The organism is Ferroacidibacillus organovorans (genome assembly GCF_001642725.1).
Taxonomy (GTDB): Bacteria; Bacillota; Bacilli; order Alicyclobacillales; family SLC66; genus Ferroacidibacillus; species Ferroacidibacillus organovorans.
This window is the reverse complement of the sequence record NZ_LSUQ01000019.1, coordinates 13,827-39,604: the sequence shown is the minus strand read 5'-3', so window position 1 is coordinate 39,604 and position 25,778 is coordinate 13,827. Positions and strand designations below refer to the sequence as shown.

25 protein-coding genes are annotated in these 25,778 nt (G+C 51.2%); 24 read left to right on the top strand and 1 reads right to left on the bottom strand.

Going from position 1 to position 25,778, the window contains the following annotated elements:
- Window positions 1-109 precede the first annotated feature (109 nt).
- From AYW79_RS08030 to AYW79_RS07975, 12 genes are all read left to right on the top strand, one after another.
- Window positions 110-829, top strand: coding sequence for a sensor histidine kinase (locus AYW79_RS08030; RefSeq protein ID WP_179123052.1), 720 nt, complete (start codon window positions 110-112; stop codon window positions 827-829).
- Window positions 830-849: 20 nt separating this feature from the next.
- On the top strand, window positions 850-1,593 hold the full coding sequence (locus AYW79_RS08025) for a response regulator (protein ID WP_067564256.1): 744 nt from the start codon (window positions 850-852) through the stop codon (window positions 1,591-1,593).
- Window positions 1,594-1,711: 118 nt separating this feature from the next.
- Entirely contained in the window at window positions 1,712-1,942 is a 231-nt protein-coding gene (locus AYW79_RS08020) for a Flp family type IVb pilin (RefSeq protein ID WP_067564253.1), read from the top strand.
- Window positions 1,943-1,994: 52 nt separating this feature from the next.
- Window positions 1,995-2,480: an A24 family peptidase gene (locus AYW79_RS08015; protein WP_067564250.1), complete on the top strand. Its 486-nt coding sequence runs from the start codon at window positions 1,995-1,997 to the stop codon at window positions 2,478-2,480.
- Window positions 2,453-2,857 (top strand): TadE/TadG family type IV pilus assembly protein, encoded by a 405-nt coding sequence (locus AYW79_RS15840; protein ID WP_067953233.1) that lies wholly within the window; start codon window positions 2,453-2,455, stop codon window positions 2,855-2,857. Before AYW79_RS08015 ends, AYW79_RS15840 begins: the two co-directional genes overlap by 28 nt.
- A gap of 5 nt (window positions 2,858-2,862) precedes the next feature.
- Window positions 2,863-3,753: a pilus assembly protein TadG-related protein gene (locus AYW79_RS08005; protein WP_067564248.1), complete on the top strand. Its 891-nt coding sequence runs from the start codon at window positions 2,863-2,865 to the stop codon at window positions 3,751-3,753.
- A gap of 51 nt (window positions 3,754-3,804) precedes the next feature.
- Window positions 3,805-4,536 carry a Flp pilus assembly protein CpaB gene (cpaB, locus tag AYW79_RS08000; protein ID WP_067564245.1) on the top strand — a complete coding sequence of 244 codons (732 nt, stop codon included), beginning with the start codon at window positions 3,805-3,807 and terminating at the stop codon, window positions 4,534-4,536.
- Entirely contained in the window at window positions 4,533-5,747 is a 1,215-nt protein-coding gene (locus AYW79_RS07995) for a CpaE/TadZ family protein (protein ID WP_067564242.1), read from the top strand. The genes cpaB and AYW79_RS07995 overlap by 4 nt, the downstream gene beginning before the upstream one ends.
- Window positions 5,744-7,108 carry a CpaF family protein gene (locus AYW79_RS07990; RefSeq protein WP_082806756.1) on the top strand — a complete coding sequence of 455 codons (1,365 nt, stop codon included), beginning with the start codon at window positions 5,744-5,746 and terminating at the stop codon, window positions 7,106-7,108. Before AYW79_RS07995 ends, AYW79_RS07990 begins: the two co-directional genes overlap by 4 nt.
- Before the next feature lie 38 nt (window positions 7,109-7,146).
- Entirely contained in the window at window positions 7,147-8,076 is a 930-nt protein-coding gene (locus AYW79_RS07985) for a type II secretion system F family protein (RefSeq protein ID WP_067564240.1), read from the top strand.
- 19 nt (window positions 8,077-8,095) lie between these two features.
- Window positions 8,096-8,986: a type II secretion system F family protein gene (locus AYW79_RS07980; RefSeq protein ID WP_067564237.1), complete on the top strand. Its 891-nt coding sequence runs from the start codon at window positions 8,096-8,098 to the stop codon at window positions 8,984-8,986.
- Window positions 8,987-9,005: 19 nt separating this feature from the next.
- On the top strand, window positions 9,006-9,377 hold the full coding sequence (locus AYW79_RS07975; RefSeq protein WP_067564287.1) for a DUF192 domain-containing protein: 372 nt from the start codon (window positions 9,006-9,008) through the stop codon (window positions 9,375-9,377).
- On the opposite strand, the gene AYW79_RS07970 is transcribed toward AYW79_RS07975, so the two are convergent.
- Entirely contained in the window at window positions 9,340-9,579 is a 240-nt protein-coding gene (locus tag AYW79_RS07970) for a hypothetical protein (protein WP_067953039.1), read from the bottom strand. The two genes, AYW79_RS07975 and AYW79_RS07970, sit on opposite strands and share 38 nt — an antisense overlap.
- A 138-nt stretch (window positions 9,580-9,717) precedes the next feature.
- Here AYW79_RS07970 and AYW79_RS07965 point away from each other — a divergent pair, with 138 nt between their 5' ends.
- From AYW79_RS07965 to AYW79_RS07910, 12 genes are all read left to right on the top strand, one after another.
- Window positions 9,718-11,145 (top strand): hypothetical protein, encoded by a 1,428-nt coding sequence (locus tag AYW79_RS07965; protein WP_067564232.1) that lies wholly within the window; start codon window positions 9,718-9,720, stop codon window positions 11,143-11,145.
- A gap of 112 nt (window positions 11,146-11,257) precedes the next feature.
- Window positions 11,258-12,244 (top strand): hypothetical protein, encoded by a 987-nt coding sequence (locus tag AYW79_RS07960; protein ID WP_079290200.1) that lies wholly within the window; start codon window positions 11,258-11,260, stop codon window positions 12,242-12,244.
- Window positions 12,241-13,344: a protein kinase family protein gene (locus AYW79_RS07955; protein WP_067564227.1), complete on the top strand. Its 1,104-nt coding sequence runs from the start codon at window positions 12,241-12,243 to the stop codon at window positions 13,342-13,344. Before AYW79_RS07960 ends, AYW79_RS07955 begins: the two co-directional genes overlap by 4 nt.
- Before the next feature lie 336 nt (window positions 13,345-13,680).
- Window positions 13,681-14,205 (top strand): hypothetical protein, encoded by a 525-nt coding sequence (locus AYW79_RS07950; RefSeq protein WP_067564224.1) that lies wholly within the window; start codon window positions 13,681-13,683, stop codon window positions 14,203-14,205.
- Window positions 14,206-14,563: 358 nt separating this feature from the next.
- The gene (locus AYW79_RS07945) at window positions 14,564-17,215 is read left to right on the top strand and encodes a valine--tRNA ligase (protein ID WP_067564284.1); all 2,652 of its coding nucleotides are present in this window, start codon (window positions 14,564-14,566) and stop codon (window positions 17,213-17,215) included.
- Window positions 17,216-17,231: 16 nt separating this feature from the next.
- Window positions 17,232-18,575 carry a bifunctional folylpolyglutamate synthase/dihydrofolate synthase gene (locus tag AYW79_RS07940; RefSeq protein WP_067564222.1) on the top strand — a complete coding sequence of 448 codons (1,344 nt, stop codon included), beginning with the start codon at window positions 17,232-17,234 and terminating at the stop codon, window positions 18,573-18,575.
- A 53-nt stretch (window positions 18,576-18,628) separates the two neighbouring features.
- A complete protein-coding gene (murC, locus tag AYW79_RS07935) occupies window positions 18,629-20,062 on the top strand; it encodes a UDP-N-acetylmuramate--L-alanine ligase (RefSeq protein WP_269449056.1) in 1,434 nt (477 codons plus the stop codon).
- A 136-nt stretch (window positions 20,063-20,198) separates the two neighbouring features.
- Window positions 20,199-20,990 (top strand): prepilin peptidase, encoded by a 792-nt coding sequence (locus AYW79_RS07930; RefSeq protein ID WP_067564219.1) that lies wholly within the window; start codon window positions 20,199-20,201, stop codon window positions 20,988-20,990.
- A gap of 31 nt (window positions 20,991-21,021) precedes the next feature.
- Complete coding sequence (locus AYW79_RS07925; RefSeq protein ID WP_067564216.1) at window positions 21,022-22,713, top strand: GspE/PulE family protein; 1,692 nt, start codon at window positions 21,022-21,024, stop codon at window positions 22,711-22,713.
- Window positions 22,710-23,735 carry a type IV pilus twitching motility protein PilT gene (locus AYW79_RS07920; RefSeq protein WP_067564212.1) on the top strand — a complete coding sequence of 342 codons (1,026 nt, stop codon included), beginning with the start codon at window positions 22,710-22,712 and terminating at the stop codon, window positions 23,733-23,735. Before AYW79_RS07925 ends, AYW79_RS07920 begins: the two co-directional genes overlap by 4 nt.
- A 15-nt stretch (window positions 23,736-23,750) precedes the next feature.
- Window positions 23,751-24,995 (top strand): type II secretion system F family protein, encoded by a 1,245-nt coding sequence (locus AYW79_RS07915; protein WP_067564210.1) that lies wholly within the window; start codon window positions 23,751-23,753, stop codon window positions 24,993-24,995.
- A 95-nt stretch (window positions 24,996-25,090) separates the two neighbouring features.
- Window positions 25,091-25,717, top strand: a complete 627-nt coding sequence (locus AYW79_RS07910; protein WP_067564207.1) for a type II secretion system protein GspG — start codon at window positions 25,091-25,093, stop codon at window positions 25,715-25,717.
- The last annotated feature ends 61 nt before the right edge of the window (window positions 25,718-25,778 follow it).

The window sequence follows — 25,778 nt, the reverse complement described above, 5'->3', positions numbered from 1 at the left end:
GACGATTCTGATTCGACAAAGTTTGACAGGTTCGTCATCCCGGTTTACAATTTCGTCAAACGTAGACGAACGATAAATTCCGTTGAAACGCAAGTGTGAGATGAGTGAGATGTGTGGGATCGTAGTCGCGAACGATTGCTCACGCGGTGTCCCGGGCGTCTGCGCTGATGTGCAGGCGCTTTTTGATGGTGGAGGTGCGGAGATCTTGGATACGCGTTTTGCGATTGAAGCGATGGAGGAAGAACGCAGGCGACTTGCGCGCGACATTCATGATGGCCCTGCGCAAATGTTGACGAATCTCACGATGCGACTTGAAGTCGTCAAGGAAATGCTTCGTCATCAACCCGATCACGTCTTGCCAGAAATTCTGCGGATTCAAGAGTTGATGCGCAATTCAGTGGGAGAGTTGCGGCGCTTGATCTATGATTTGCGTCCAGTTGAAATGGCGGAGATTGGACTCGCGGGGGCGCTGCGCGCGTATGGCGAGCGCTGTGTCAACCTGCTTGATCGAAATGTGACGGTTGATGTGGATGCGCTGCCGGCACTCTCGGAGGATGCATCGATCACACTCTATCGCATGGTTCAAGAATGCATCACAAATGCGGGGAAGCACGCGCAGGCGCAGACAATTTCCATTCGCGCCGAATGCGAAGAGGGCGATTTGATCCTGACGATTGCAGATGACGGTGTCGGCATGGGCGCAGGCGCGGTGACAGGTCGCTATGGACTTCTTGGCTTGCAAGAGAGAGCGAAGTTGATCGGGGCGCATGTCGCGATAGATACGGCGCCAGGGACAGGCACGACGGTGCAAATCAGACTTAAGGTTTAAGTAAAAGGACGTGAACGTCTGTGGATTCTACGATTTCAGTGTGTATTGCGGACGATCAGGGATTGTTTGTAAGCGGCATGATGGCTTTATTTCAAATATCAGATGAGATTCATGTACTAGGTACTACCAAAAATGGGTCAGATACGATTCGCTATATGATGGATCACGCCGCAGAGACGGATGTGCTCATCCTTGATATTGGCTTGCCTGATTTGTCGGGTGTGGATGTGGCTCGTGTATTGCGCGACGCATCAATTGACACGCCGATTCTGATTGTCAGCAATGACGATTCGAGTGATACGGTTCTGCGCGCAATCCGCGCGGGAATATGTGGGTATCTATTAAAAGATTGTGACGGTGAAGAGTTAAAGAACGCGGTGCGGGAAGTGTCTTTTGGCAGACGCTATATCGACAAGCGACTCTTACCGTATCTCATGGATCGGGTTCGAGGAGAAGAATCGGAAACCGTTCAACCCATACCTACGAATCCTACGCGCACACCCACTGCTTTGCCGACGGTTACGCGACTCTCGCCTGGACTTGAGGAACTCACTCCGCGCGAATTGGAGGTTCTGCGGTTGATGGCAGAAGGTCACCCTAACGATGAGATTGCAAATCGGCTGTTTATCACGCCTAAGACAGCGCGCAATCATACGACGAGCATTTTACAAAAACTCGGTGTTAAGACTAGAACCCAGGCGGTTGTGCTGGCGCTGTCCCAGGACATTTCTACAAACACGGGCATACTAGGTCTTTTTTCCTAGGAATCTATTAATAAATATGCAAGAAAAGATAGGAGAGTTTACCCTGTTGGGTGACTCTTCTTTTCTTTTATGATGAATACATGAAAAGAAAGTAGAAAATGAAAAGGGGTTGTCAGGGATGATGGATAAGATCAAAGACGGTATCGTATCGCTTACAGTATGGTCAGGCCGCGTCGCCTATTTGGCAAAACATCGCCTGCGTGATGAGTCGGGTCAGGGGCTGGTCGAGTACGGATTGATCATTGGGCTTGTCGCGATTGCGGCGATTGTCGGTTTGGGTTTATTAGGAAAAGGGTTAGGTGGCATATTTCAGAATATTTCAGGAACTTTAACTACATCGGGTAGTTGAAAGAACGTACGCAGTTGCTCTTCCATCCCCTTGGGGTTATGAGGTGAATCCTATGAACGCTGAAGTTTTATTGACCCTCACGGCATGCACGATTGCCTCGGTCACAGATCTTCGAGCGCGAAGGATACCCAATTGGCTCACAGGGGGATTCGCGTTTTTCGCGATTTTTATTGGAATGTTTCTGGATCGTTCGTTTTTATCTATGGTAGAAGGCGGATTTCTCGGGTTTTGTGCACTGTTTTTACCGTACGTATTGCGCGGAATGGGGGCTGGCGATGTAAAGCTCCTAAGCGCTGTAGGGCTTGCTGTGGGCATCTCGGGAATGGCCTATGTTTTGGTGGGGATGGCGGTGACAGGAGCGTTTCTTGCGCTGGTGATTCACGCGAACATTCCCCGTGTGTCAGCAGGATTGGGGAATCCGATTGCAACCGACCCGCTTTTGCGCGAATCGTTCGCGCCAAGCAAACCTTCGATTCCTTATGCGTTCGCCATCACGGGAGGTGTTCTCTTGTGGTGCGTAACGGATTTCACACGCTGATTCGCTCAGAAAAAGGACAAGCACTTGTAGAATTTGCGCTCGTTATCCCGCTGTTTCTATTGCTTTTATTCGGAGTCTTTGATTTTGGAAGGATCATGTGGAACGAACTCACGATCAGTGCTGCATCGCGTGACGCGGCTCGCTATGCGAGTCTTGGCGCGACGGATACACAGATTGACGCAGTGGTAGTGAGTGACTGTCCTTTTTTAATTCCGAGTCAACTCGCGATAACTGTCTCGCCTGCAAGCGGTGAGCGGATCCCTGGAAATCCGGTGACGGTTACCGTCTCTTATCCAGTTGCGATTGATCCATTTCTCTTCACGTTTCTTCCTGCAAAAATTAATTTGACGGCGCAGACGACCATGAGAATGGAGTGAACACGGTGCGGATTCTTCGAGAGGAAAAGGGAAATGTAGCCATACTGTTTTCACTCTCTCTCGTGAGTTTGCTCGGATTCACAGGACTTGTCACAGATTTTGGAACCGTGTATGTAGAGCGCCAAGCGCTTTCAAATGCTGTAGACGCCGGCGCATTGGCAGGTGCGGCTGCATTTTTAGGCGGAATGTCTGCAATGACACAGGCGGCAGATCAATATATGACAGAGAATGGAGAACCTATTGGAACTGTATCCTTTGACGCTGCGACGAATACGGTCACCGTGCAAAGTGAAAAACTTGTTCCGCTCTATTTTGCTCGCGTTTTTGGGGTCAATCAGGCGTCCGTTTCAGCAGTTTCGCACGCGCAGGCGCAAACCTTGATTGGTGGAACCGGATTTGTTCCGATCGGCGTCGTTCAACAAAGTTTTCAGTATGGTCAACTTGTCCAATTGTCGTGCGCTGCAGGGGATGGGAGTCAAGGGAATTACGGATTTCTCGCACTTGGCGGTACCGGCGCGAGTGTACTTGAAAACAATGTAATGTACGGATATTCTGGCGAGTTGCATGTAGGGGATGTTGTAGAGAGTGAACCTGGCATCATGACAGGTCCTGTCGCCACCGCCATTCATTTTCGCATGGGTGAAGGAGAAGGCGAGGACTACACCTCTGTGAATCGCTCTTCGCCGCGCGTCATGATTCTGCCTGTGATAAACGCCCTCCCCAGTCACGGTCGAGCGAGTGTCACGATTGTCGGCTTTGCCGCTTTTTTTCTTGAGGGAATCTCGGGTGAAGGAGGCCACCAAATGATCGAAGGCAGGTTTTTGCAAATGGTCGTTTCAGGCTCAACGGGTCCGGGGCCAAACTTTGGCCTATACGGCGTCCATCTCGATCTGTGACAGAGCTTAATTCAGGTGTTCGAGAAATGCTATAGCGAAGGTGGGTTTACATTGAAACGGTTACGACTCTCGACACTGTTATTGCTAAGCTCAGTCGTGATGGCATTGCTTGCCACAGTTACTGTTGAATCCATTCTTCGAAACACAGTTCAAGCGACGCGCGCCAGCGTAAAAACTGTGCCTGTGCTTGTCGCGACAAGAGAGGTAACGGCCGGTTCACCCCTTACGTCTACGACATGGCGAGTTGCCTCTGTTCCACTCGGAGGCCGCGAACCAAACGCATTTGTTCAATTCTCTCAAGTGGTAGGGAAATATGCGGCGCAAAATCTATTTCCTGGGGAACAACTCATCCCACAACTCGTTTCAGGGCAAGTACAAACGCTTCAATTTGCCGACAAAATACCGAGTGGCGATGTCGCGATGGCTGTCTTGTACAATCCGCTCTATGACGCTGGTGGATTCATCCAGACTGGAGATTACGTATCAGTTCTCGGTGTTCTTACAAAATCGTACGACAATAATCTCTATGAGTCCTATATCCTTGCGAACCATATCTACGTGCTTTCAATAACTGGGCAGTCTTATTCCTTAAGCGGAACTTCTGGGACTGCCAATGCGACACGGACGGTCGTGTTGGCAGTCAACCCGAAGGAAGCGAATCAAATTGCTTATCTTGAAACCTTTGGTCAGCTCGATCTGCTCCTGGAGCCAACTCATGGTTCCCCGACTTCGCTTGGTAAGCAAGTGAATAATGACACCGTTTTTGCAGGAGGTCGGCCATGAAATCGATCATTCGCATTCTTCTTGTCGATGACGCAACGGAAATTCTAGAAACGGAAAAGCAGCTTCTGTCGTTTCACAGCGATTTTGAAGTGGTCGGTGAAGCAAAAAACGGCAAAGACGCAATCGCATTGGTGGAGTTATTAAAACCGGATCTTGTCTTGATGGATATCAATATGCCAGTGATGGACGGCATCGAGGCGACGCGTAGAATCGCTGAGGTGGCGCCGAATACAGCGGTGATCATCGTCTCTGTACAAGAGGAGTTTCAGGCACTTCGAGGCGCCATTCAGGTCGGCGCAAAAGAGTACCTTCTAAAACCGTTTACAACGGAGAGTTTGGCGCAATCCATTCGCTCGGTCTATCACCAAATGGAACGTTCTGTTCGTGCGACAACAACACAAATTTTGACGGAAAATTTCCGTTCGCGCTCCCGCGTCATTTCTATGTTGAGTGCAAAAGGCGGTGTCGGAAAATCGACGATCGCGGTCAATGTAGCGTGCGCCATGGCGGCAAAAGGGAAAAAGGTCGTTTTGCTCGATCTTGATTTATTTTTTGGCGACGCGGCGCTTTTGCTGGGGTGCAGCGATCAATCGAGGAATAGTTATACGCTGATGCTAGAAGGTGATCACTACCTTGAAATGGTACCATCGTATTTGCTCACTCACTCTTGTGGATTAGCGCTTCTTGCCGCGCCCCAACAAATCGAACAGGGTGAATTGATTTCTGCACACTATATCGAAGATCTTGTAAAAGCATTGCGTTCATCGTATGACTACATTGTCATTGATACTGCCCCTGCACTGTCGGATGTGTTATTTGCAGCACTCGAAACATCGGATGAGACGTGGCTCGTGAGTACGGCAGACTTGGCGTCGATCAAGAATAACCAACGGTTGTTAAAAGCACTCAAAGCGGTAGGAAGTGAGCCAAAATTATTGCGTCACCTTCTTGTGCAGCGTGGCAAGCTAAGTGAACGTGCTGTTGAGGATGTTTTGTCACTGGAAACCTTTTCTGCAATTGGCTACGATCCAGGAACACTTTGTGGAGCGGCTGATGTGGGAATTCCCGCCGTATTGGAACATCGCACTTCGCGCGCTGTACGTGATCTAAAGCACCTCGCGGCAAAAGTAATCGCTGAGGAATCCAGACGGCGTGAGCCACGCGCTAAACCATCGCGGCTGAATTTTTTGGCAAGGGGGGCTAAAGGATGAGCCTGACGCTAAGGGATCGCATGGAACGTCGAAAGACGACGGAGATGATAAACGAGTACAAAGCGGTCGATGAGTATGTCCCTCATGAAGTGCGAGAAGCACCGACGCAGATCGTGAACACAGGTGTTACCGATTTGAAAACAAAACTTCACATTCAATTGGTTGATCGCTTAACGGAGCAAGAGAATGAAGAGGAGTATGAGAGTGTATTTCTTCAGGCATTGGCCGAGGACGGCATTGTATTGCCAAAGGCAGATCGCGACCGTTTGTGGAGTGAATTGCGCGCCGAGATTCGCGGATTTGGCCCGATCGATCCCTTCTTGCATGATGAGACAATCAGTGAAGTCATGGTGGTCGCGCCCGATCAAGTGTACATCGAGAGAAAAGGGAAACTTGAGCTCACAGAAATCAGGTTTAAAGACGCGGATCATGTACATCGCATCATTGAAAAGATTGTCGCGCCAATAGGGCGGCGGATTGATGAGTCAGTCCCATATGTAGACGCGCGGTTACCGGATGGCTCACGTGTTCACGCGATCATCCCTCCCCTTGCTTTAAAAGGACCATGCCTCACGATTCGAAAGTTTTCAGCCGTACCACTTCAAGTGTCAGACTTAATTCACTTTGGGACGCTGACGCCTCCCATGGCAGAGTTCTTACGCGCCGCGATCAATGCACGGTTAAACATCGTCATTTCAGGAGGGACGGGTTCTGGCAAGACAACGACCTTGAATGTTGTTTCGAACTTTATTCGCGAGGATGAGCGAATCATAACGATTGAAGATGCTGCAGAACTTAAGCTCCAGCAACGCCATCTGGTTACGCTTGAGGCGAGACCTGCAAACGTGGAGGGACGTGGAGCGGTCTCAATTCGAGATCTTGTTAAAAACGCGCTCCGGATGCGGCCTGATCGCATCGTTGTCGGTGAGGTGCGCGGGGCAGAGGCGCTCGATATGCTTCAGGCGATGAACACGGGTCATGACGGATCGCTTACGACCGCTCACGCGAATACGCCGCGCGATATGCTCAGACGCCTTGAGACGATGGTGATGATGGCGGGAATGGACCTCCCAATGAGGGCGATTCGGGAACAAATCGCTTCAGCCGTTGACCTCATCGTTCAGCAGTCGCGTCTATCGGACGGGGGCCGTAAAGTGACCTATATTACGGAGGTGATGGGCATGGAGGGTGATCAAATTGTTCTTCAGGATATTTTTACCTTTGAACAGCGTGGACGACGTCCTGACGGAACGGTAATTGGGAAACACCGTGCGACTGGGATTGTTCCAGCGTGTACGGAGGCGATGCAAGCGTACGGCATCCCATTTCGCATGGACTGGTTTCAAGCGCTGGATGAGTGAAGAGATGATCATTTTGAGCGAGGATGGGGGGCGTGTGAGTGCAAATCATTTTTTTTCTCACCTCTTTTCTCTTGATCTATACGCCACTTTTTTTTGCAACCAATCGAAACGCACGCGTAAAAGATCGCCTGCGCGCCATAGCGGATGACAGATTGATGAAAGAAGAGTCACGACCCGTCAAAAAGCGACAAAAAAAGGAAAAATCTGAAGAAACACGCCTGTCACGCTGGTTTGATGCGCTGGCGACGTGGATGATCGCAACAGGGATGCCGGTTTCACTTGAGCGAGCACGAATCTATTCGGCTGTTTTAATCCTCGTTCCGTTTGTGACTGCATTTTTCATAGGTAGACCGCTGCTCGGTCTGGTGTATTGGGGTGCGCTCTACGCGTGGATTCAATTTGATAGAAGGCGTCGTAAATCCATTCGGCTTCGCGCATTCGAGCGTGACCTTCCTGAAATGCTTCGTGTCATTTCTGGCGCATTGCGAGCAGGAAATTCTTTTTTTCAAGCGATTGACATGGTTGCGCGTGATGCACATGGTCTTCTTGGCGATGAGTTTCGTCGAATGATTCGCGAGATGTCCCTGGGTGTCAGTGTCGAAGAGGCAATCAAACACGCGGTGTTGCGAATTCAATCGGGTGATTTTGAACTGATTGCAAATGCTTTTCTGGTCTCGCGACAGGTGGGCGGAAATTTGGCAGAGGTGCTGGAAACGGTCGAGGAGACCATTCGCGACCGTATACGCTTAAAAGGGGAGATTCGCTCGCTTACCGCTCAAGGGAGAATGTCGATGTGGATTTTCCTTTTGATGACACCAGGCATTGCAGTCATTCTTGATCTTTTTAATCCAGGCTATCTTTCCCTGCTCTTTTCGAATGAACTTGGACTGACCCTCGTCGCGCTTGCTTTACTCGGACAGATCACGGGAGCCCTGTTGATTCGTAAAATTGTTCAAATCGAAGTGTAGGGAGTGAGGAGGTGTCCCCATGTCTACCATCGCTATTCTTCTTTTTTGCTCAACGGGACTCGCGCTTTATTTGTTACTTACCCTCCTGTTTTCGCGACAACTCACTGTAGAAGCTCGCGTCAAAGAACTTTTACCAGAGTCCACCCGTCATCTGGCTTGGCGGACTTCTGCGAGTCGTATCGCCCTGGTCTACTTGACGTGGTTGCAAAGAATGACTCCGAAGCACATTGGCGAGCGAGAGCAGGTACAAGCGCGTAGATCAGGGTTCAAAACGGCAGAAGCCATTCGCCAATACGAGCGTTTGCGCGGGAGTGTTTACGGTGTGGCAATTATCTTGCCTATTTTCAGTTTGTTATCGGGACACAGCGCAATCCACCTTGAATTGGCGATTGTATTTCCTCTTTTTGTTCTGATTGGATTTCGCTTTTATTTAAAACGGCGTGAGCGATTGCTGCAAGAGAAAACGCGAAGAGATTTACCGCAGGTTATCGATATGATCACGATCAGCGTTGAGGCAGGTCTCGGGTTTGACCAATCACTGACCCGCGTGACGGAACAGATGAACTCGCCTTTGATCGATGAATTACGTCAGGTTCTTCTTGAGATGAGTCTCGGAAAATCAAGAAGAAATGCGTTTCGCGACGCCGCCAATCGGGTGGGGATCGATGAGTTTCAAAGTGTAATGAATGCACTGATTCACGCAGACCGCGTGGGGATGGGGATCGCTTTGGTATTGCGCATCCAAGGTGCTGAGGTGCGCAGACGTCTAAAACAAAAGGCTGAGGAAAAAGCGATGAAAGCTCCGATCAAAATTTTGTTTCCACTTGTATTCTTTATCTTTCCAGGATTATTTGTCATTTTAATGGGACCTGCTGTCTTGCGAATTATCGCGGGACTCTCACACGCATGAGGAGGAAAAGATAGTGTATATGTACAAAGGGGATCTACTTATTGCACACGATATTCACGAGGCGCGTTCTTTTTTCCAACGTCTTCGCGGTTTGACTGGAGTTCATAGACTGTCTGCGCACGCAGGAATGTATTTTAATCACTGCAGCGCGGTGCATACGTTTTTTATGAAGATTCCAATCGATATCATTTTCATGGATCGGAGCGATGAAATCGTCAAGGTTGTGGAGTGTGTTCCACCGGGGCAATTTAGTTATTGCCGGGGCGCCGCCAAAACGCTTGAGCTGCAGGCAGGCGCGGCGCGGCGCATGGGAATCGAGCCGCGCGATCGCTTGCAATTTACGGAATTATGTGTCAAAGCGCCGGTTGCGCGGGAGCTTTCGTTTCGATGACGTGTACGCTCACCTTTCTGTCGCAAAGGTATTGAACGTACACATAGGTGTCGTCCGCGTGCACTTCAAGAATGTCGATCCCGAGGCGACGCAAACGCGTTCGCATCATCGCTAACCCCTTTTTATAGGTCGCGTCTTTCGTTTTTTGATAATTTATATCGAGTGTCGCGTAGCTGTAAAGCAGTGAATGGATGTGATCCACAGATCGAACCCCCTCTGTCCTCATGATATCACGCGAAATGGATGCGGATGTCGCGTAAACATCGCGCGCAAAAGGTATATCCAACTCATCCTGTACGTATGGTGTGGGAGAAGCCTTTGGGCTTAGGGAGGGATGACTGTGCCAGAAGAGGAACGCACGCGAAAGATTGTTTTGGAAGTCGATCAACAGGTGTTCACGGACGTGGTGCATGGCGATGAAACGATGGAAGAGTATTCTGCACCGACAGAAGTTGTAACGTTCGAACAGCGCGGTGATTCATTTTTCCTTGAAGGCAATATTCTTTTTTCCGCTTTTCTTCGTGAACCTCAGGAGCTTTCTGCGGCGCTTGACGCATCGTCCATTAAGCACATGCGGCACCGCATGCCGTTTGATTTGCGCGTCCCGGTATCTGGGCAGTCACAGACCATGCTGAATGTGAGTGTCGAGATGCCAGAAGCGGAGCTTTGCGTCTTGGGCCCCGGGTGGGTAAATGTAAAAGGTGCGCTTGAAATTACGGGTTTAGATGACCGTGCAGGTTATGTGGCGCATTGTGGCGCGCAGGAAATTCTTGTTCCAGCGCGTGCTGAAACAGAGAGCGAAAAAGGGGATGCGTTCGTCGCGCCTCCATTTGCAAAAGAGACGTCCCCGTCTGAATTCCTTGAAGCGAATGACGCAACATTTGAACAAGCGCCCGCAGATGCTGTCTTGTTGCGCTCTGAGGAAGAGCCACTCATGCCGTTTGAGATGAAGGATTTGTCAGGTCTCGCGTACCAGACGTGGACAGATCAAGCGCATGTACCTCCTTCGCACCCTCACGCGAGGAGCGATCAAGAGGAGTCAAACGCTGGTCAAGCGGAATCTCTGTCCGAACTGGGGTGGAAGACGCATCTTGTCGAAGCGGATCGCGCTCTGTTTGGCGCAGTTGCAGAGTCGGTTGACAATAAACATGAATCGATGGAAACGGCTGGTGAGAGAGAAGCGGCCGCTGTGATAGGGAAAGAGCCGCAGGAACGGACAGATGATGAGCGTGTGAATGCGCAGTATGAAACGGTTGAGCTGCAATCGTTCCATTATGAGTCCTCTGACGTTACAACGAATCAACCAATGAAAATGGAGTCAACTCCGGATTCTGAGCGATCGGCGATTGATCAGAGTCTTTTTGGCTCGGGCGGTGTGAGTGAATCCTTTTTAGAAACGAACATGGCCCCTTTTGGATCGCCCGTAGCTCCATCGGTTCATCCTGTCCTCCCAAAAGAAGAAGAATCCATGGAGAGGACAGAGAAAAAGTACGCGGCGTCAGAAGGAGACGGAGTGCCTCAGATGTCTTATACGGCCGTTCCAGAGACGCACATTGAGATGACTGCCGCAGAGTGGTTTTGGAAGACGCTCAATATCCCCACAGGTGAATCCGTCTATAAAATGACGTTTCGCATTGTCAGGGGCAAGGAAACATTGGAAGAAGTAGCTGCATCTTACGATCTCACAGTAACACAATTGCTGCACGCAAATGCATCGCTTGAGCAGCCAATCGCAGACGGGGCGCTTCTCTATATACCGCGCAATTAGTGTGCGTTGTTTTCGCAAGTGACAAGTACAAGCGAACGCGTGGGCAGGCTGCGCGCGCCGAGGTGTTGTCATCCACATGTACCCGAGTGGCTTACCATGGGGAGGATTGCATGTGAAGAGCGTAGTACATGCTGTGGAGAAGCATTACGGGTATCGCGTATACGATTGGAAATGGGTCAGTGGAGAGCGCTGCCGCTTGGCGACCGATCATGGTCGCAAGTGGCTGCGCATTGAGGAGCAGAGTTCTGCGCTGCGCCGCTCTCAGATTCTTGATCAGGTGGCGCTTCATCGCTATCGCAAGACACCACGGCTCATTCGCACCAAATACGGGGATCCCCTGGCCGATGTCCAGGGGGTGCTCCTCTCACTTTGTGATGACGTTGAACACAGTTTGCTGCGGATGAACCTTGAAGACGGTCGGTTGCTCGCAATGGAACTCGCAAAGTTCCATCTCGCACTAGAAGGAGTGTCTGTTCAATCCGTGGATCACAGCGCGTCCTTGTACTCTGACATGCGCATGAAAAGAGCGTCGCTCTACGATCTGAATCAGCGCGCAATACAAGGAGGAAACGCCTTTTTGGAGCACTTTTCACGCGTGGGACAGCACCTCATTGAGCGCGCCGATCGTGCACTTCTTACCGTCGCAAAGGGGAGAATGCCCGAACGGATCGCTGCAAATTCGCAGCAACTGCGCCTTGGCAACGATCCGTTTCACGCCTTTGGTCGCGACATCTATCACCAGATTTCACTGATCGAGGCAGACTCCATACAGCCGGGCGATCCCGAGGAGGATGTCGTCCTTGCTTTGCGTGCGATCTATGCCTCACCAGTCTATGAACTGCCGCAAGATGAGGCTGCAATCGCGACCTCTTTTCTTGCCGTATATGATGAGATTGTGGGCGGAAATCGTGATGAACGACAGTCGCGAATCGTCGGCATGGCGCTCTTCCCAAACGAATACGCAGAGATCGCGCAAGCCTATTTGCGAACGTGTGAAGATCGCTCGCCACTTTCCAGCGAAGATGTGGAGATGTGGGTTGCGCGCTTGACGCATCTTTCTCGCAAAAAGGCCATCTCGCGAGAGGAGAACCGTTTGTGAGAGAAATTGGGGTTGCACGAGAGCGTGATCAGTCTTCTCTGCCGTTTGATCCACACATCCTGCGCGAGTATGGCCTATCCGATGCGCGTGTCGAGAAATGCGGCGGGGCATGGCGCGTTCACGCGGCGGATGAAATCTACTATGTAAAAGGTGTACCTTTCTCCGCACAACGTCTTGAACAGATTCATATTTTACTTGATCGCGTTTCGGGAGGGGTACAGGTCGCTCGCTTTGTGCACAATCAATTTGGTGATCCGTTTGTCATCCATGAATCGGGAAATTATTATGTTACACTGAGCTGCGACGGAAAACCAGCCTCGTTTGAACGTTTAGCGTTATTTTTAGAAGGCGTGGAGACACTCGCGCGCTGGCATTCGCTCGCCCACACGGTTCCTGGAAACCTCTGGTTTGCTGAACGGTCAGATGCGGCGGCGCGCATTCGCAATGATTTGCTGACCATCGATACACTGCGCGCGCGCGTACTCGCAAAGGATCGCTTGGCGCACGAGTTTGACGAGTGGTTTTTAAGCCTGCATGAGGAATTGGAACGTCGTTTGCGTGAAGTAGGTGAGCGTCTGAGCGAAGTGAAGTATGAGGGCGTGCGAAGCTATGCGTTTGCTACTGGTGAGATCTGTCACGGATCTTATGTGCGAAAGAATCTACTAGAGAGTGAGCGTGGCACGTATGCGGTGATTGATCACGATCACGTTTATGCGGGTCCGCAAATGGCAGAGTTGGCGACGTTTTTGTTGCACTATCTTGCGCCATTCCTGTCGCGCGAGGATGTCTTGCGGCGCACGCTGATGGCCTATGCGGCAATTCGTCCGATCAATCAAGCAGAGTGGGCGGTCTTAGGCCAATTGCTTTGCTACCCGCAAGGTGTGATGCGCTGTGTTGAGGCGCGTCTGAAGAATGGCAATGCTGATGAAGATGACCTTGTGGACGCGCTTGAAGATGCGTGGACAGCGAGCAATTTGCTTTCTACAGAGATTCTTCCGGCGCTCTTTTCTGCGACACGCCCCACACGAGATGACGAGACACTAGGGGCATATTCACGTTCCGAGAAAGAGGGTGACAAGAACGAGCACGAGCCCTCCTAGAATGAGTAGGCTTATAAAGGATGGGAAGAACATCATTTGCAACATGGTTAAAAAAATGCAACCTAATAGGATGACTTTTGCAAAGCGTGCCAGCGCATAGAAGAACTGCGGCATGGATAGTAACCCCCGATCGCTGCAGTGGATGATTTGATCATCCTATAGCCTATGCGAAAAAAGAGGGGATGTGAACGGCACAATCCACGCAAAATTCCTTGCTGTGCCTCTTTCTGACGGCTGCTTGCCATGCTATAGTTAAAAGGCTTGCTCAAACCGAAGCGTGGTAAAAAGCAACCATCAAAAGACAGGCGATCATTTCTTGGAAAGCAAGGTGTTTGTGTGGCGCAACGATCTGCGTGGGAAAGGGTTCGGGAGCGCTTGCTCGCAACTCCAAAAGAAGGCATGAGGTACAAGCTGATCTTTTTGGTTGGCGCGAGTTTCGGTATTCTCGGTGGAATTCTCGGCCTCGTTTCAAAAGGACCTGTCAACGGAAATCTGGGAACGAGTTTGGCGCTTGCAATGCTCCTGACGCCATACATTATCATCCCGCGAACGAAAACGCGACGCGTCATTCAAGGTACACTTGGGGGCGTCTTTGCGGGAATTGTGACGATGATCTTCTTGTTTGTCTTTGCGAATGCTCGCTATTGGCCTGCACGTAATGTGGTGTTGAGCGGGTTTGTCGGTTATTTATTCGGCACTCTTGCCGTCGCTTGGCTGTTTTCGTTCGTGAGTCAGTGGACGGAAAAGAAGCGTCTTGAGCTGGAAGCGAAACGGGGCACACAACCTGCGCGTTCAAAAACGAAAACGCTCGAAAAACCGCGTGTGCGTGTCCATCGCTACAATCGCAAGAAAAAACGCTGACGTGAAACGCGCGCCGATTCAACGAAGGATTGACACGGGTTGCGTCCTTTTCTATACTGTAAAAAATTACGTGAATAACAGCGGGAAAGAGTAAGCATGTCGAGCAGTAAGAGAGGGCGCCAAACGCTGAGAGGCCGCCTCTGTGCGCTTGCTGAACGTCGTCCCGAGGCGATGCTGTTCGGGTAGGGTCCGTTATCGCTCTCAATGAAGCGCTGTGCACTGCACAGAACGACAGGTGGTACCGCGGAAGACATTTTCTTTCGTCCTGCAATGGCGATGGAAATTGTCTTTTTTGTGTTTCTCGGGTTGGGAAAGGTTTTTCTGCTGGAGACAAAGGAGTGACGGAATCGTGCCGCTCATGGAAAAAACGTCGAAACTAGGCGCATATGACGCTAATGAGATCGAGACGCGCCGCTATCGGTGGTGGATGGAACAGGGTTATTTTAAGCCTTCGCAAGGTGACTCGTCGTATGCGATTGTCATGCCGCCGCCAAACGTGACTGGCATACTCCATTTAGGTCACGCGATGGACATGGCGATGCAGGATTTGCTGACGCGCTATCAACGAATGCGAGGAAAGCGCGTACTCTGGATGCCGGGGACTGATCACGCAGGAATCGCCACGCAGACACGCGTCGAATCGACGATGAAAAAAGAAGAAGGCCTGACACGGCACGACGTAGGACGCGAAGCTTTTATTGAACGGGTGTGGGCGTGGAAAGAAACCTACGCAGAGGTCATTCGCAGCCAAATCAGACGAATGGGCGCGTCGTGTGACTGGTCGCGCGAGCGATTCACGATGGATCCGGGTTTGTCTGCGGCGGTTCGCGAGGTATTTGTACGGCTCTATGAGAAAGGACTCATCTATCGCGGCAACTATATCATCAACTGGTGCCCCCGCTGTGAGACGGCGCTTTCCGATATTGAAGTGATTCACGAAGAGACGCAAGGGTCGATCTACCAAATCGTTTATCCACTTGCCGATGGCACGGGTCATGTGGTGATTGCGACAACGCGACCGGAAACGCTATTTGGGGATGTGGCGGTTGCTGTTCACCCTGATGATGAGCGCTATCGTCACTTGATCGGAAAATCCCTTCGTCTTCCTCTGACCGATCGCGTCATTCCAATGATCGCAGATGACTATGTCGATCCTGCGTTCGGTACCGGTGCGGTAAAAATCACGCCTGCGCACGATCCGAACGACTTTGAAGTAGGTCGTCGTCACGGGCTGCCGCAAATCAATGTGATGAATCGCGATGGTACGCTCAATGCGCATGCGGGCGCTTTTGCTGGGCAGGATCGTAGAGCGGCGCGGGCGGCGATTCTAGACGCATTGCGTGCAGAAAATGCACTTGTAGAACTTCCCCACCAGTTATCAATCGGTCACTGTGAACGCTGCAGTACGGTGGTTGAACCGTGGCTGTCCCTTCAGTGGTTTGTGCGCATGGAGCCATTGGCGAAACCTGCGATGGATGTCGTTTCGTCAGGAGCGCTTCGCTTTGTGCCGGAACGCTTTGAAAAAACCTACGCGCACTGGCTCGAAAACATTCGCGATTGGTGCATTTCCCGGCAATTATGGTGGGGGCATCGGATTCCGGCGTGGCACTGTAGCGCGTGCGGAGAAATTACGGTTTCACGCGAGAACATCACCGTGTGCGGGCATTGCAGAAGCACTGAGATTGAACAGGATACGGATGTGCTCGACACCTGGTTTTCCTCCGCGCTGTGGCCGTTTTCGACGATGGGGTGGCCAGAGCAGACGGAAGATTTGGCTGATTTTTTTCCGACTCAAGTTCTTGTCACAGGTTTTGACATCATCTACTTCTGGGTAGCGCGGATGGTGTTTACTTCGCTCGAATTTACGGGTCAATCGCCCTTTCAGGATGTGCTCATTCACGGACTCGTACGTGACGCGCAAGGCCGAAAGTTTTCCAAGAGCCTTGGCAATGGAATCGATCCGATGGAAGTGATTGAACGCTACAGTGCTGACGCGCTGCGCTTCATGCTTTTGACAGGAGCCGGACCGGGGCAAGACATGCGTTTCTATGAAGAGCGCGTGGAGGCGGCGCAGGCACTCGTGACAAAGCTGTGGAACGCGTCGCGTTTTGTCATGATGAACTTGGATGACGCGCAGACTGAGGAACCCGACGCAGCTGCATTGAAACTCGCGGATCGCTATATTTTGTCGCGTCTCGCAGCAACTGTTTCTGAGGTCACACTAAAACTTGAAGCGTACGAATTTGCAGAAGCTGGGAAAGCGATTTATGAATTTTTTTGGAACGATTTCTGTGATTGGTATATTGAATTGTCAAAAGTGAGCCTGTATGCAGAAGGAGAGTCGGCGGCTGACGCACGCGTCGTCACGAAACGCACACTGCGCACGGTTCTCGATCAGGCACTGCGACTCTTGCATCCCTTTATGCCATTTGTCACGGAAGAGATTTGGCAGACCATGCCACACGATGGAGAAACCATCATGCGTGCTCCGTGGCCGAGCGTTCGCTCCTTTAAGCAGGATGATGACGCAGAACAGCGCATGCAGTATGTTATGGAAATCATCAGGACACTGCGTACGATGCGGCAAGAGTTAAACCTTTCTCCGAGTAAGGCGATCCCTCTTCTGATTCGCCCAGCACGAAAAAGAGAGGCCGACGTGTGCGCGGCGGCTGCGTATCTAGAGCGGTTATGCAACACGTCTTCGCTTATGATTGACCCTTCGATCGTGGCACCTGATCAGTGTGCGACGGGTGTTCTTCAGGACGCAGAGTTGTATGTGCCGCTGCTTGGCGTGATCGATCTTGATGTGGAGTGTGCCAGACTTGAAAAAGAGCGCGCGAATTTAACGTTTGAAGTAGACCGTCTGGTGGCAAAGCTCGCGAATCCATCCTTTGTCGAGCGTGCGCCTGACGCGGTTGTTGCGAAAGAACGCGAAAAACTTGTGGGCTATGAAAAGCAGCGCGACCAAGTGGATCGCGAATTGATTCGCCTCCGATCTGTGACAGAGTGAATAGGGGATGAATAGGATGGGTGCACATCGCCCAATTGAAACCGGGCAAGAGGCGCGCGAATACATTTCATCGCGCAGTGTATTCGGCATAAAGCCTGGACTGTCTCGCACTGTGTGGCTGCTTGATGCGATGGGCCATCCAGAGCGCGGATTGCGCTTCCTTCACATCGCGGGTACGAACGGGAAAGGGTCCACGTGTGCGCTACTCTATGCAATTTGCGAGGCGGCGGGCATGCGAACTGGACTCTATACCTCTCCGTCTCTCGCCGGTTTTGAGGATCGCGTCGTGGTGCGCGGCATGCCAATCGGCGAAGACCGTCTCGTTTACCATACGCGCGCGGTTGCGACGGCCATCGCGTCTTTGGACGCCGACTCGCCCCTACAACCAACTGCCTTTGAGGTGGCTACCGTTCTCGCTTTTTGTCATTTTGCAGATCAGAAAGCGGATGTGGTCGTGCTTGAAACGGGGCTTGGCGGCCGTTATGACGCGACGAATGTCGTAGTGCCGCTCGTGAGCGCGATTACGAACGTCTCCATGGATCATATGGAGATACTTGGGGATACCATAGAAAAGATTGCCAGCGACAAGGCGGGGATCATCAAGCAGGGCAGGCCTGTGGTCACGGCGGCAAGTGGTGCAGCGCTTGGTGTCATTGCGAATGTTGCGCGCGAAATGAATTCTCCCCTCGTAATTTATGGAAGGGATTTTCGCTCCGTTGAAGAAGAGCGCTCACTTTCGTCACAGCGCTTTTCGTATTGGGGAAGACGGCGAGATCTCCTCGGCGCAAACCTTTCACTTCTCGGTCCCCATCAAGTGGTCAACGCGAGCGTGGCGCTCGCGGTCGTTGAACTCGCGCGCAATGCGGGCCTCGCAATTTCGGATGATGCGGTTCGCGCGGGATTGCGTCAGGTGGTATGGCCAGGGCGGTTTGAAGTGGCTGGGAGCGATCCACTGATTTTCCTTGACGGCGCTCACAACGAGGCGGGCGCGATTGCGTTACAATCGACGTGGGAAACATTGCGTTTACCTAAGGGGATTCTCATTGTCGGCTGTCTTAAAGAAAAGGACATCTCGGCCATGATTCCGCATTTTGCGGCCATAGCAAAAGAGGTGATTGTTACGCAACCGGCACAATCGCGCGCACTTGATGCTGATGAACTCAAGCTTGCATTTCAAACCTATCAACGTGAACTCTGCATCACAGTGGCCGATTCCATTGCGGATGCGCTCTCCATCGCACTTGCTTCGCGCGCAGGTAAATGCCCGATTTGTGTGACGGGCTCACTCTATACTGTGGCGGAAGCGCGCGCGAAGCTTGGAGATAGACGTGTTGGCGTAGACGTTACGCCTGTTTCTTAAGTAGGTGTTTTACGGCATTTTTGTTTTTATCGTTAAGGTAAGAGGTGGAGTATGTGACAGAATTCGAGTCGATCGAAAAAAAAGCGGATCATCCTCATGTGCATTTTATCGGAATCGGCGGGGCAGGTATGGGTACGATTGCGAGCATTCTGCTCGATCGAGGCTACCCTGTTTCCGGTTCCGATGTGACCGCGCATGACTATACGAGAAGGCTTTCCGCTCGCGGTGCAACAGTCTATCTCGGTCATCGGGCGGAGCAAATCGACGGCGCTCAGATTGTCGTATATTCGACGGCGGTTCCAGATGACAACGTGGAGCTTGCGGCTGCTCGCGCAGCGCAGATTCCTGTGCTTCATCGGTCACAGATGCTCGCTGAGGTCATGAAGCTCGGGTCGGGAATCGCGGTTGCAGGAGCGCACGGGAAAACGACCACAACGTCGATGATTGCGTATGTCCTGGAACGGGCGGGACTCGACCCCACGTTCTTGGTTGGCGGCGTGGTGTCAAATCTTGACACAGGCGCGAAGGCTGGACATAGTGAGTGGGTGATCGCAGAAGCGGATGAGAGCGATGGAAGTTTTTTGAACTATCGACCAACGATTGCGGTTGTTCTTAATATCGAAGCGGATCATCTTGAACACTATCAAGGACGAGTTGAAAATTTAGAAGCTGCGTATGGAAAATTTATGCGGCTCGTGCCTGAGAATGGGTTGCTCGTCACGAATGATGAGGACGTTGTGGTCAGACGCCTTCTCACAGAAGTTTCATGTGAGGTGAAAACCGTCTCGGTGCGCGGCACTGGCGCGGATTATTACGCGCAAGAGATTACGCGAAATGCGCGCGGGAGTACGTCAACGATTGTGGGCAATGGGAAAATTTTAGGCACGCTTACCCTTCACGTGCCTGGAGATCACAACATTTATAATGCGCTTTGTGCATTTGCGGTCGCTGAGCGCACAGGTGTGCCCTGTGATGTCGCGTTGCGCGCGCTTGCAGAATTCCACGGGGCACTTCGCCGGTTTCAAGTGTTGCACGACGATCAGGGAATCTTGATTGTGGATGACTACGCGCATCATCCGACTGAGATTCGAGCGACCTTAACCGTTGCCCGTGAGACGGGGCACAGGGTAATCGCTGTTTTTCAACCGCAGCGATACACGCGGACGTACCACTTGTTTAAAGAATTTACCGAAGCGTTTGCAGAAGCGGATGATGTGCTGATTATGGATATTTATTCTCCTGTTGGCGAGCAACCAATCGCCGGGGTGACGGCCAGTCGTTTGGTAGATGGAATCAGGGAGAGCAGTCAGGCGGCCGCAAAATACTGCAAAACAAGAGATGATGTGCTTGCTTATTTGAAGGAACATGTCCGCGATGGCGATCTCGTGATAACGATGGGGGCGGGGGATGTGTGGAAGATCGGAGTTGAGCTCTCTTCCTGGATTGATCAACACGTATTCGCGCAACCCGAACCAGATGTTGTGTGAAAGAAATAGGTGACCCCGGACACTTCGTGTTCGGGTTTTTTGTTTTTATGAAGGAATTTTGGGTTTCTTGTCGAACAGTCATAAGCGTAGATAAAGGATTTGCGCATTTTATAACGTTGAGAATGCAGGGACGCTCATGGCATTTGCCGATTCACCCCTCTTCGCGGTTTTTCTTTCGATTTATGTATTTGTTGCGGGAGCTTTTTTTGGCTCCTTTTTAAATGTGGTCGGTATGCGTATTCCACGTGGTGAGTCGATCATTTTTCCGGGATCGCACTGTGATCTGTGCAAGCGACCGCTTATGTTTTATGAATTAATACCTATTCTCTCTTATGGATTCCTGCGTGGGACGTGTCGCACTTGTGGTGGACGAGTTTCCGCGAAGCATGTTGTTTTTGAAACGCTCGCAGGTGTTCTCGCGTTATACACCTTATGGCATGAGCCAACGTGGACGCTGCGCAGCGAGTGGTGGCTCTTTTGGGGCCTCTTGCTTGTGACTTCCTCGACAGATCTGGAAGCGATGATTGTACCGAATGTGATCAGTTATCCTTCTGCCGCGCTCTTTTTATTGATCTGTGTGGTGTTACACCCAAGGTCAATCTCTGATGCGCTATTAGGAATGGCCGTGGGTTTTCTTCTCATCACCGGAATTCATCTCCTATCAAAAGGAAAGATGGGATTGGGCGATGCCAAGCTGTATTTGAGTATTGGCATTGTTTTGGGGCCTTACGGCACGCTTTTTTCTTTAATTGCGGCGTCCATGCTTGGGACTTTGATCGGCTATTCGCTGCGTTTTAGCGGGAGGCTAAAACCGCGTCAAGCGATACCGTTTGTACCGTTTATCGCGGGGGGAGTCTTTTTGACATCGCTGGTTGGGAGTCCCGTAATCGATTGGTATTTGCATTTACTTCACGTATCTCCACAGTGAATGGGCAAAACGGATCAAATGGGGGGTTGGGATGAGCGAAGAGAAGAAGCGTCTCGGTGACATTCTTGTTGAGGCGAAGCACCTGTCTCAAGCGCAAGTGGATGAAATCCTTTTGCTTCAAAAAACGACTAAAGAACGGTTTGGCGATCTGATCATTAAAAAGGGTTATTTGACGGAGACGCAATTGATCGAAGTGCTCGAATTTCAATTGGGGATCCCGCATGTGCTCTTGTATCGCGTGGAGATCGATTCGTCCATTGTTCATCTCGTTGCGGAAGGTTTAGCGCGTCGCTTTCTTGCGTTTGCCTTTCGCCGCACGAAAAATCGCCTGACGGTGGCGATGAACGATCCGCTCGATTTCTATGCGCTAGAAGAATTGCGGATCAGTACGGGCTTCTCGATTGACCCTGTGATTGCGTCGAAGTCCGAGATTGAGATGTTTATTGATCGGTATTACGGCCTTCAGGAGTCAGTTGATGAGTTGCTCGCGGCAGCGCCTAAAGAAGAGACGCTTGTCGATGCGGTCACCGCGAGCGATTCTCCGATTGTTCGTCTGGTCAGCCAGTTTATCTCACACGCGGTGACTCAGCGTGCGAGCGATATCCACATTGATCCGCGTGAGAGTAGCGTTTTGATTCGCTATCGAATCGATGGAATTCTGCGGACGGAGCAGTCCCTGCCGCGCTCGATGCACCCGATGATTGCGGCGCGTATCAAAATCATGGCTGGGCTGAACATCGCAGAGCGACGATTGCCGCAAGACGGACGAATGCAGGTGGAACTCGACGTGGGAAGCATCGATGTTCGAGTGTCGACGATGGCGACGCTGCACGGAGAGAAGTGTGTCCTGCGGCTTCTTGATGCGCGCAACGCTGTTTTAAGTCTTTCGTTGCTTGGCATGTCTGAGCAGAATGCCGCGCGCTTTAAAGATCTGATCAGTTTGCCAAACGGTATTGTACTGTTGACGGGGCCAACTGGCAGCGGGAAGACATCAACCCTCTACGCTGCGCTTCAGTCGCTTGCGGGGCCTGACAAAAACATCGTCACGATCGAAGATCCTGTGGAGTATTCGTTGCCTGAAATCAATCAGGTTCAGGTCCAATCTGGCATTGGCATGACGTTTGCGCGTGGACTTCGCGCGATTTTGCGCCAGGATCCGGACGTGATCATGGTAGGAGAAATCCGTGATCGCGAGACGGCAGAGGTAGCCGTGCGCGCGGCACTTACTGGACATCTCGTGTTTAGCACACTGCACACAAACGATGCGGTGAGTAGTGTGACAAGGCTGATTGATATGGGCATTGAGCCGTTTCTCGTCGCTTCTTCGATTGTTGGTCTTGTCAGTCAACGACTTGTGAGAAAAATATGCGAGACGTGTAAGACAGAAGAGCCGTTGAACCGATCAGAAGCGACATGGTTGAATGAGCGAGGGTATCATCCTACTCACCTGCTTAAAGGCAGTGGATGTGGAAATTGTCACATGACGGGGTATCGCGGCAGAATTGCGCTGCACGAGGTCGTACGTCTTGATGACAGTCTGCGTGAATTGATTTTAAAACGACAAAGCGACGCGGTTTATCGAAAACAGCTCAGTGCAATCGGGAATTTGACGATCCTCCAAGATGGACTCGACAAGGTGATGCAAGGGATGACCACGCTTGCCGAGGTTCTTCGTGTGTGTATGAGAGATGAATTGGATGGTGCGCAAGGGAGAGAGCAATGAGAGAGATTGAAGATATTTTTTGTGAAGCGCATGCCCGCTCTGCGTCAGATGTTCACATATCTGTAAATGCGGCTCCCGTTTTTCGCATCCACGGTGAATTGGTAACGCAAGGTGAGAAACTGCGTCCGGAAGATACAGATGCGATGGCGAGGGATCTTTTAACTGAGGATCAATGGAAATTGTTTATTGAGCGAGGGGATCTTGATTTTTCATACAGTTTAACGAATGTTTCGCGTTTTCGGGTAAACGTGTACCGCCAGCGTAATTGCATTAGCCTCGCGGCGAGGATCATCCCGGCGTTCGTTCCGACGCTCGACGACCTGCGGTTGCCTGCCGTGTTGAAATCATTCACGACAAGGCATCACGGTCTTGTACTGGTGACTGGGCCTACGGGAAGTGGAAAGTCGACAACCCTTGCGGCAATGATTGATTATATTAATAAAACGCAGCGCAAACACGTGATTACTCTGGAGGATCCGATTGAATACCTCCACCGGCACAACCAGTCGATCATTGATCAGCGAGAGATTGGCTCGGATAGCAGAGATTTTTCAAGTGGACTGCGCGCGGCGCTCAGGCAAGACCCTGATGTGATTTTGGTCGGAGAGATGCGCGATCTAGAGACGATCCGCACCGCGATTACTGCCTCGGAGACGGGGCATCTCGTATTGGCGACCCTTCACACGAGTGACGCGGTGCAGACGATGGATCGAATTATCGATTCGTTTACGGCGAGTCAGCAGGCGCAGGTGCGCGCTCAGTTGTCGTCCGTTTTGCTCGGGGTAATCTCTCAGCGTCTATTTCCGACACTTCAAGGGAATGGCCGGACCGCTGCGCTTGAGATTTTGATGAATACGCCTGCGATTGCGAATTTGATTCGAACGGAGAAGACGCATCAGATTCGGTCGTCGATGCAGATGGGACGGGCGCACGGCATGCAAACGATGGAGATGCATGTGAGAGAACTGATTGGTGAAGGCCGAATTCACGCGGACGCGCTCGCGCTAGTTAGCGCGATGTGAGAGGGGGGGAATTGCATGGAGTATGCGTATCAGGTGATGGCGCCAGATGGTAACGTTCAGAAGGGGCGTGTAACGGCTTCCAATCAGAGTGAGGCAGTGCGCATGTTGCGGGAGCGCGGGCTCATCGTTCTGCGCATTCACGAGCGTGCACAGCGATTCGGCGCTGCGTCCTCTCTCCTAACATGGGCGCTCAAAGCGGAAATTCGAATTGGAAAAAAGGTGAAAAGTGGAGAGATGGCCGTATTTGTTCGGCAACTCTCTGCGCTCACCCGCGCAGGTGTTATTCTTTCTGAGTCGATTCGTATTCTTTCTGAGCAGACATCAAATCGCACGTTTGCAAAGACTCTTCAAGCGATGACGCTTGAAATTCAAAAAGGAAATCAACTTTCTCAAGCGGCATCCGAACACCGAGACATTTTCTCTCCCCTATTTATTAATATGATCCGCGCAGGCGAGATATCTGGTACACTTGACATTGTTTTGGAGCGATTGGCTGTTTTTTTTGAAAAGGAACACTATACTTCGGAAAAAATGAAATCGGCCATGACGTATCCCATTCTCGTTGGCATCGTTTCAATTGGCGTGTCCATTTTTTTGCTTGTAGGAATGATTCCAACATTTGTCGGTCTGTTTCAAAACTATCATATGAAGTTGCCGCTTGCGACACGAATCGTTTTGAATGTCTCTCTGTTTTTAAGGGGTGACGGGTATCTACTGCTGTTTTTGCTGGCGATCGTAATCTTCTTCTATCGGAGAGCGATGCGCAAACCGCGCGGGCGCTATGTGAGAGACTCTGTTTTGTTTCGCGTTCCAGTGTTTGGCGATCTTCTGGTGAAATCGTCGTTGGCAAAGATAGGGCGTACGCTGAGTACACTTTTTTCGAGCGCAGTGCCTGTGCTGCAAAGCATTCAACTTACGTCCGATATTCTAGATAATGAAGTGATTGCGCGAGCACTGAAAAACAGTTCAGACAGTCTGGCGCGCGGGCAAGCGTTATCTGAGCCGCTCGCAGAAAATCGTTTGTTTCCACCGATGTTCATTCACATGGTTCGCGTAGGGGAAGAGACTGGGAATTTGGAATCGATGCTCTCGAAGGTGGCTGACTTTTACGAGGCAGAGACGGAAGCAATGGTTGATCGATTGAAGGCGTTCATTGAGCCTCTCACGGTGCTCTTTCTCGCCGTGATCGTTGGAACAATCGTAACGTCTGTCATTCTCCCGATGTTTTCCATTTATCAGCAGGTGGGTACGCTTCAATAAAAAATTGATCTTGAGGGGGGGGATGCGTGGCACACGCGTCATAGTGGAATTCATTTGATTCAGTTGATACACCCCATTTGAAAGGAAGGTCATTCATGAAATCTCTTCATAGGAAGTTTCGGAAATTCGCATCATCCGCAGGAGAAAAGGGTGTCACCCTTATTGAATTGTTGGCGGTTGTTGTTATTCTCGCGATCATTGCGGCGATTGCGATTCCGGTCGTCCTAAATTCGATCGTTCAGGCGAAAGTGAACACAACAAAACAGGACATGGCCATCATTACAGAAGCGCTCGATCGCTATGCCGCGTACAATGACGGCGTTTATCCAATGCCATCTGGCACAGCCACGTTGGCGTCGCTTCTCACGTCCGGTACCATAGCGTCAGGGTCGTCGACTACGTTTGGGGGCCCCTATATGCAGTCACTGCCTCAAGACGCGTGGAGCGATGATTTCTTCTACGGCTACTCAACGCACGGTCACTCGTTCGTGTTGGCGACGCAGGCAGCCGTGTCTGGAACCGTAACGATTATCGGGACTCCGTCGACGACGCTCGCTACCGGAGATCCAGCCTTGTACGTTACAAATAAGAATTCAGTACCGCAAACGGTAGCGTCGACGAGCGCAAACTCAGGTACAACGACGTCTGGCACGCTACTAGGTACAACGGCAAGTTCACTTTCAATATCCAATGTGTCCGATGCTGGAAGTGGAGCGAATTAATCGCACAGGGCAGTATTTCTGCCCTAAAGGATTTTATCGATCATAGAAATGGGATGTGCAC

What these genes read in the sequence shown, in the direction of transcription:
- AYW79_RS07980 (WP_067564237.1), top strand. Translation starts at nt 8,096, where the DNA reads ATGTCTACCATCGCTATTCTTCTTTTTTGCTCAACGGGACTCGCGCTT.
- AYW79_RS08020 (WP_067564253.1), top strand. Translation starts at nt 1,712, where the DNA reads ATGATGGATAAGATCAAAGACGGTATCGTATCGCTTACAGTATGGTCA.
- AYW79_RS07995 (WP_067564242.1), top strand. Translation starts at nt 4,533, where the DNA reads ATGAAATCGATCATTCGCATTCTTCTTGTCGATGACGCAACGGAAATT.
- AYW79_RS08015 (WP_067564250.1), top strand. Translation starts at nt 1,995, where the DNA reads ATGAACGCTGAAGTTTTATTGACCCTCACGGCATGCACGATTGCCTCG.
- AYW79_RS07990 (WP_082806756.1), top strand. Translation starts at nt 5,744, where the DNA reads ATGAGCCTGACGCTAAGGGATCGCATGGAACGTCGAAAGACGACGGAG.
- AYW79_RS07930 (WP_067564219.1), top strand. Translation starts at nt 20,199, where the DNA reads ATGGCATTTGCCGATTCACCCCTCTTCGCGGTTTTTCTTTCGATTTAT.
- AYW79_RS07975 (WP_067564287.1), top strand. Translation starts at nt 9,006, where the DNA reads ATGTACAAAGGGGATCTACTTATTGCACACGATATTCACGAGGCGCGT.
- AYW79_RS07925 (WP_067564216.1), top strand. Translation starts at nt 21,022, where the DNA reads ATGAGCGAAGAGAAGAAGCGTCTCGGTGACATTCTTGTTGAGGCGAAG.
- AYW79_RS07915 (WP_067564210.1), top strand. Translation starts at nt 23,751, where the DNA reads ATGGAGTATGCGTATCAGGTGATGGCGCCAGATGGTAACGTTCAGAAG.
- AYW79_RS07945 (WP_067564284.1), top strand. Translation starts at nt 14,564, where the DNA reads ATGGAAAAAACGTCGAAACTAGGCGCATATGACGCTAATGAGATCGAG.
- AYW79_RS07940 (WP_067564222.1), top strand. Translation starts at nt 17,232, where the DNA reads ATGGGTGCACATCGCCCAATTGAAACCGGGCAAGAGGCGCGCGAATAC.
- AYW79_RS07920 (WP_067564212.1), top strand. Translation starts at nt 22,710, where the DNA reads ATGAGAGAGATTGAAGATATTTTTTGTGAAGCGCATGCCCGCTCTGCG.
- AYW79_RS07910 (WP_067564207.1), top strand. Translation starts at nt 25,091, where the DNA reads ATGAAATCTCTTCATAGGAAGTTTCGGAAATTCGCATCATCCGCAGGA.
- AYW79_RS08030 (WP_179123052.1), top strand. Translation starts at nt 110, where the DNA reads ATGTGTGGGATCGTAGTCGCGAACGATTGCTCACGCGGTGTCCCGGGC.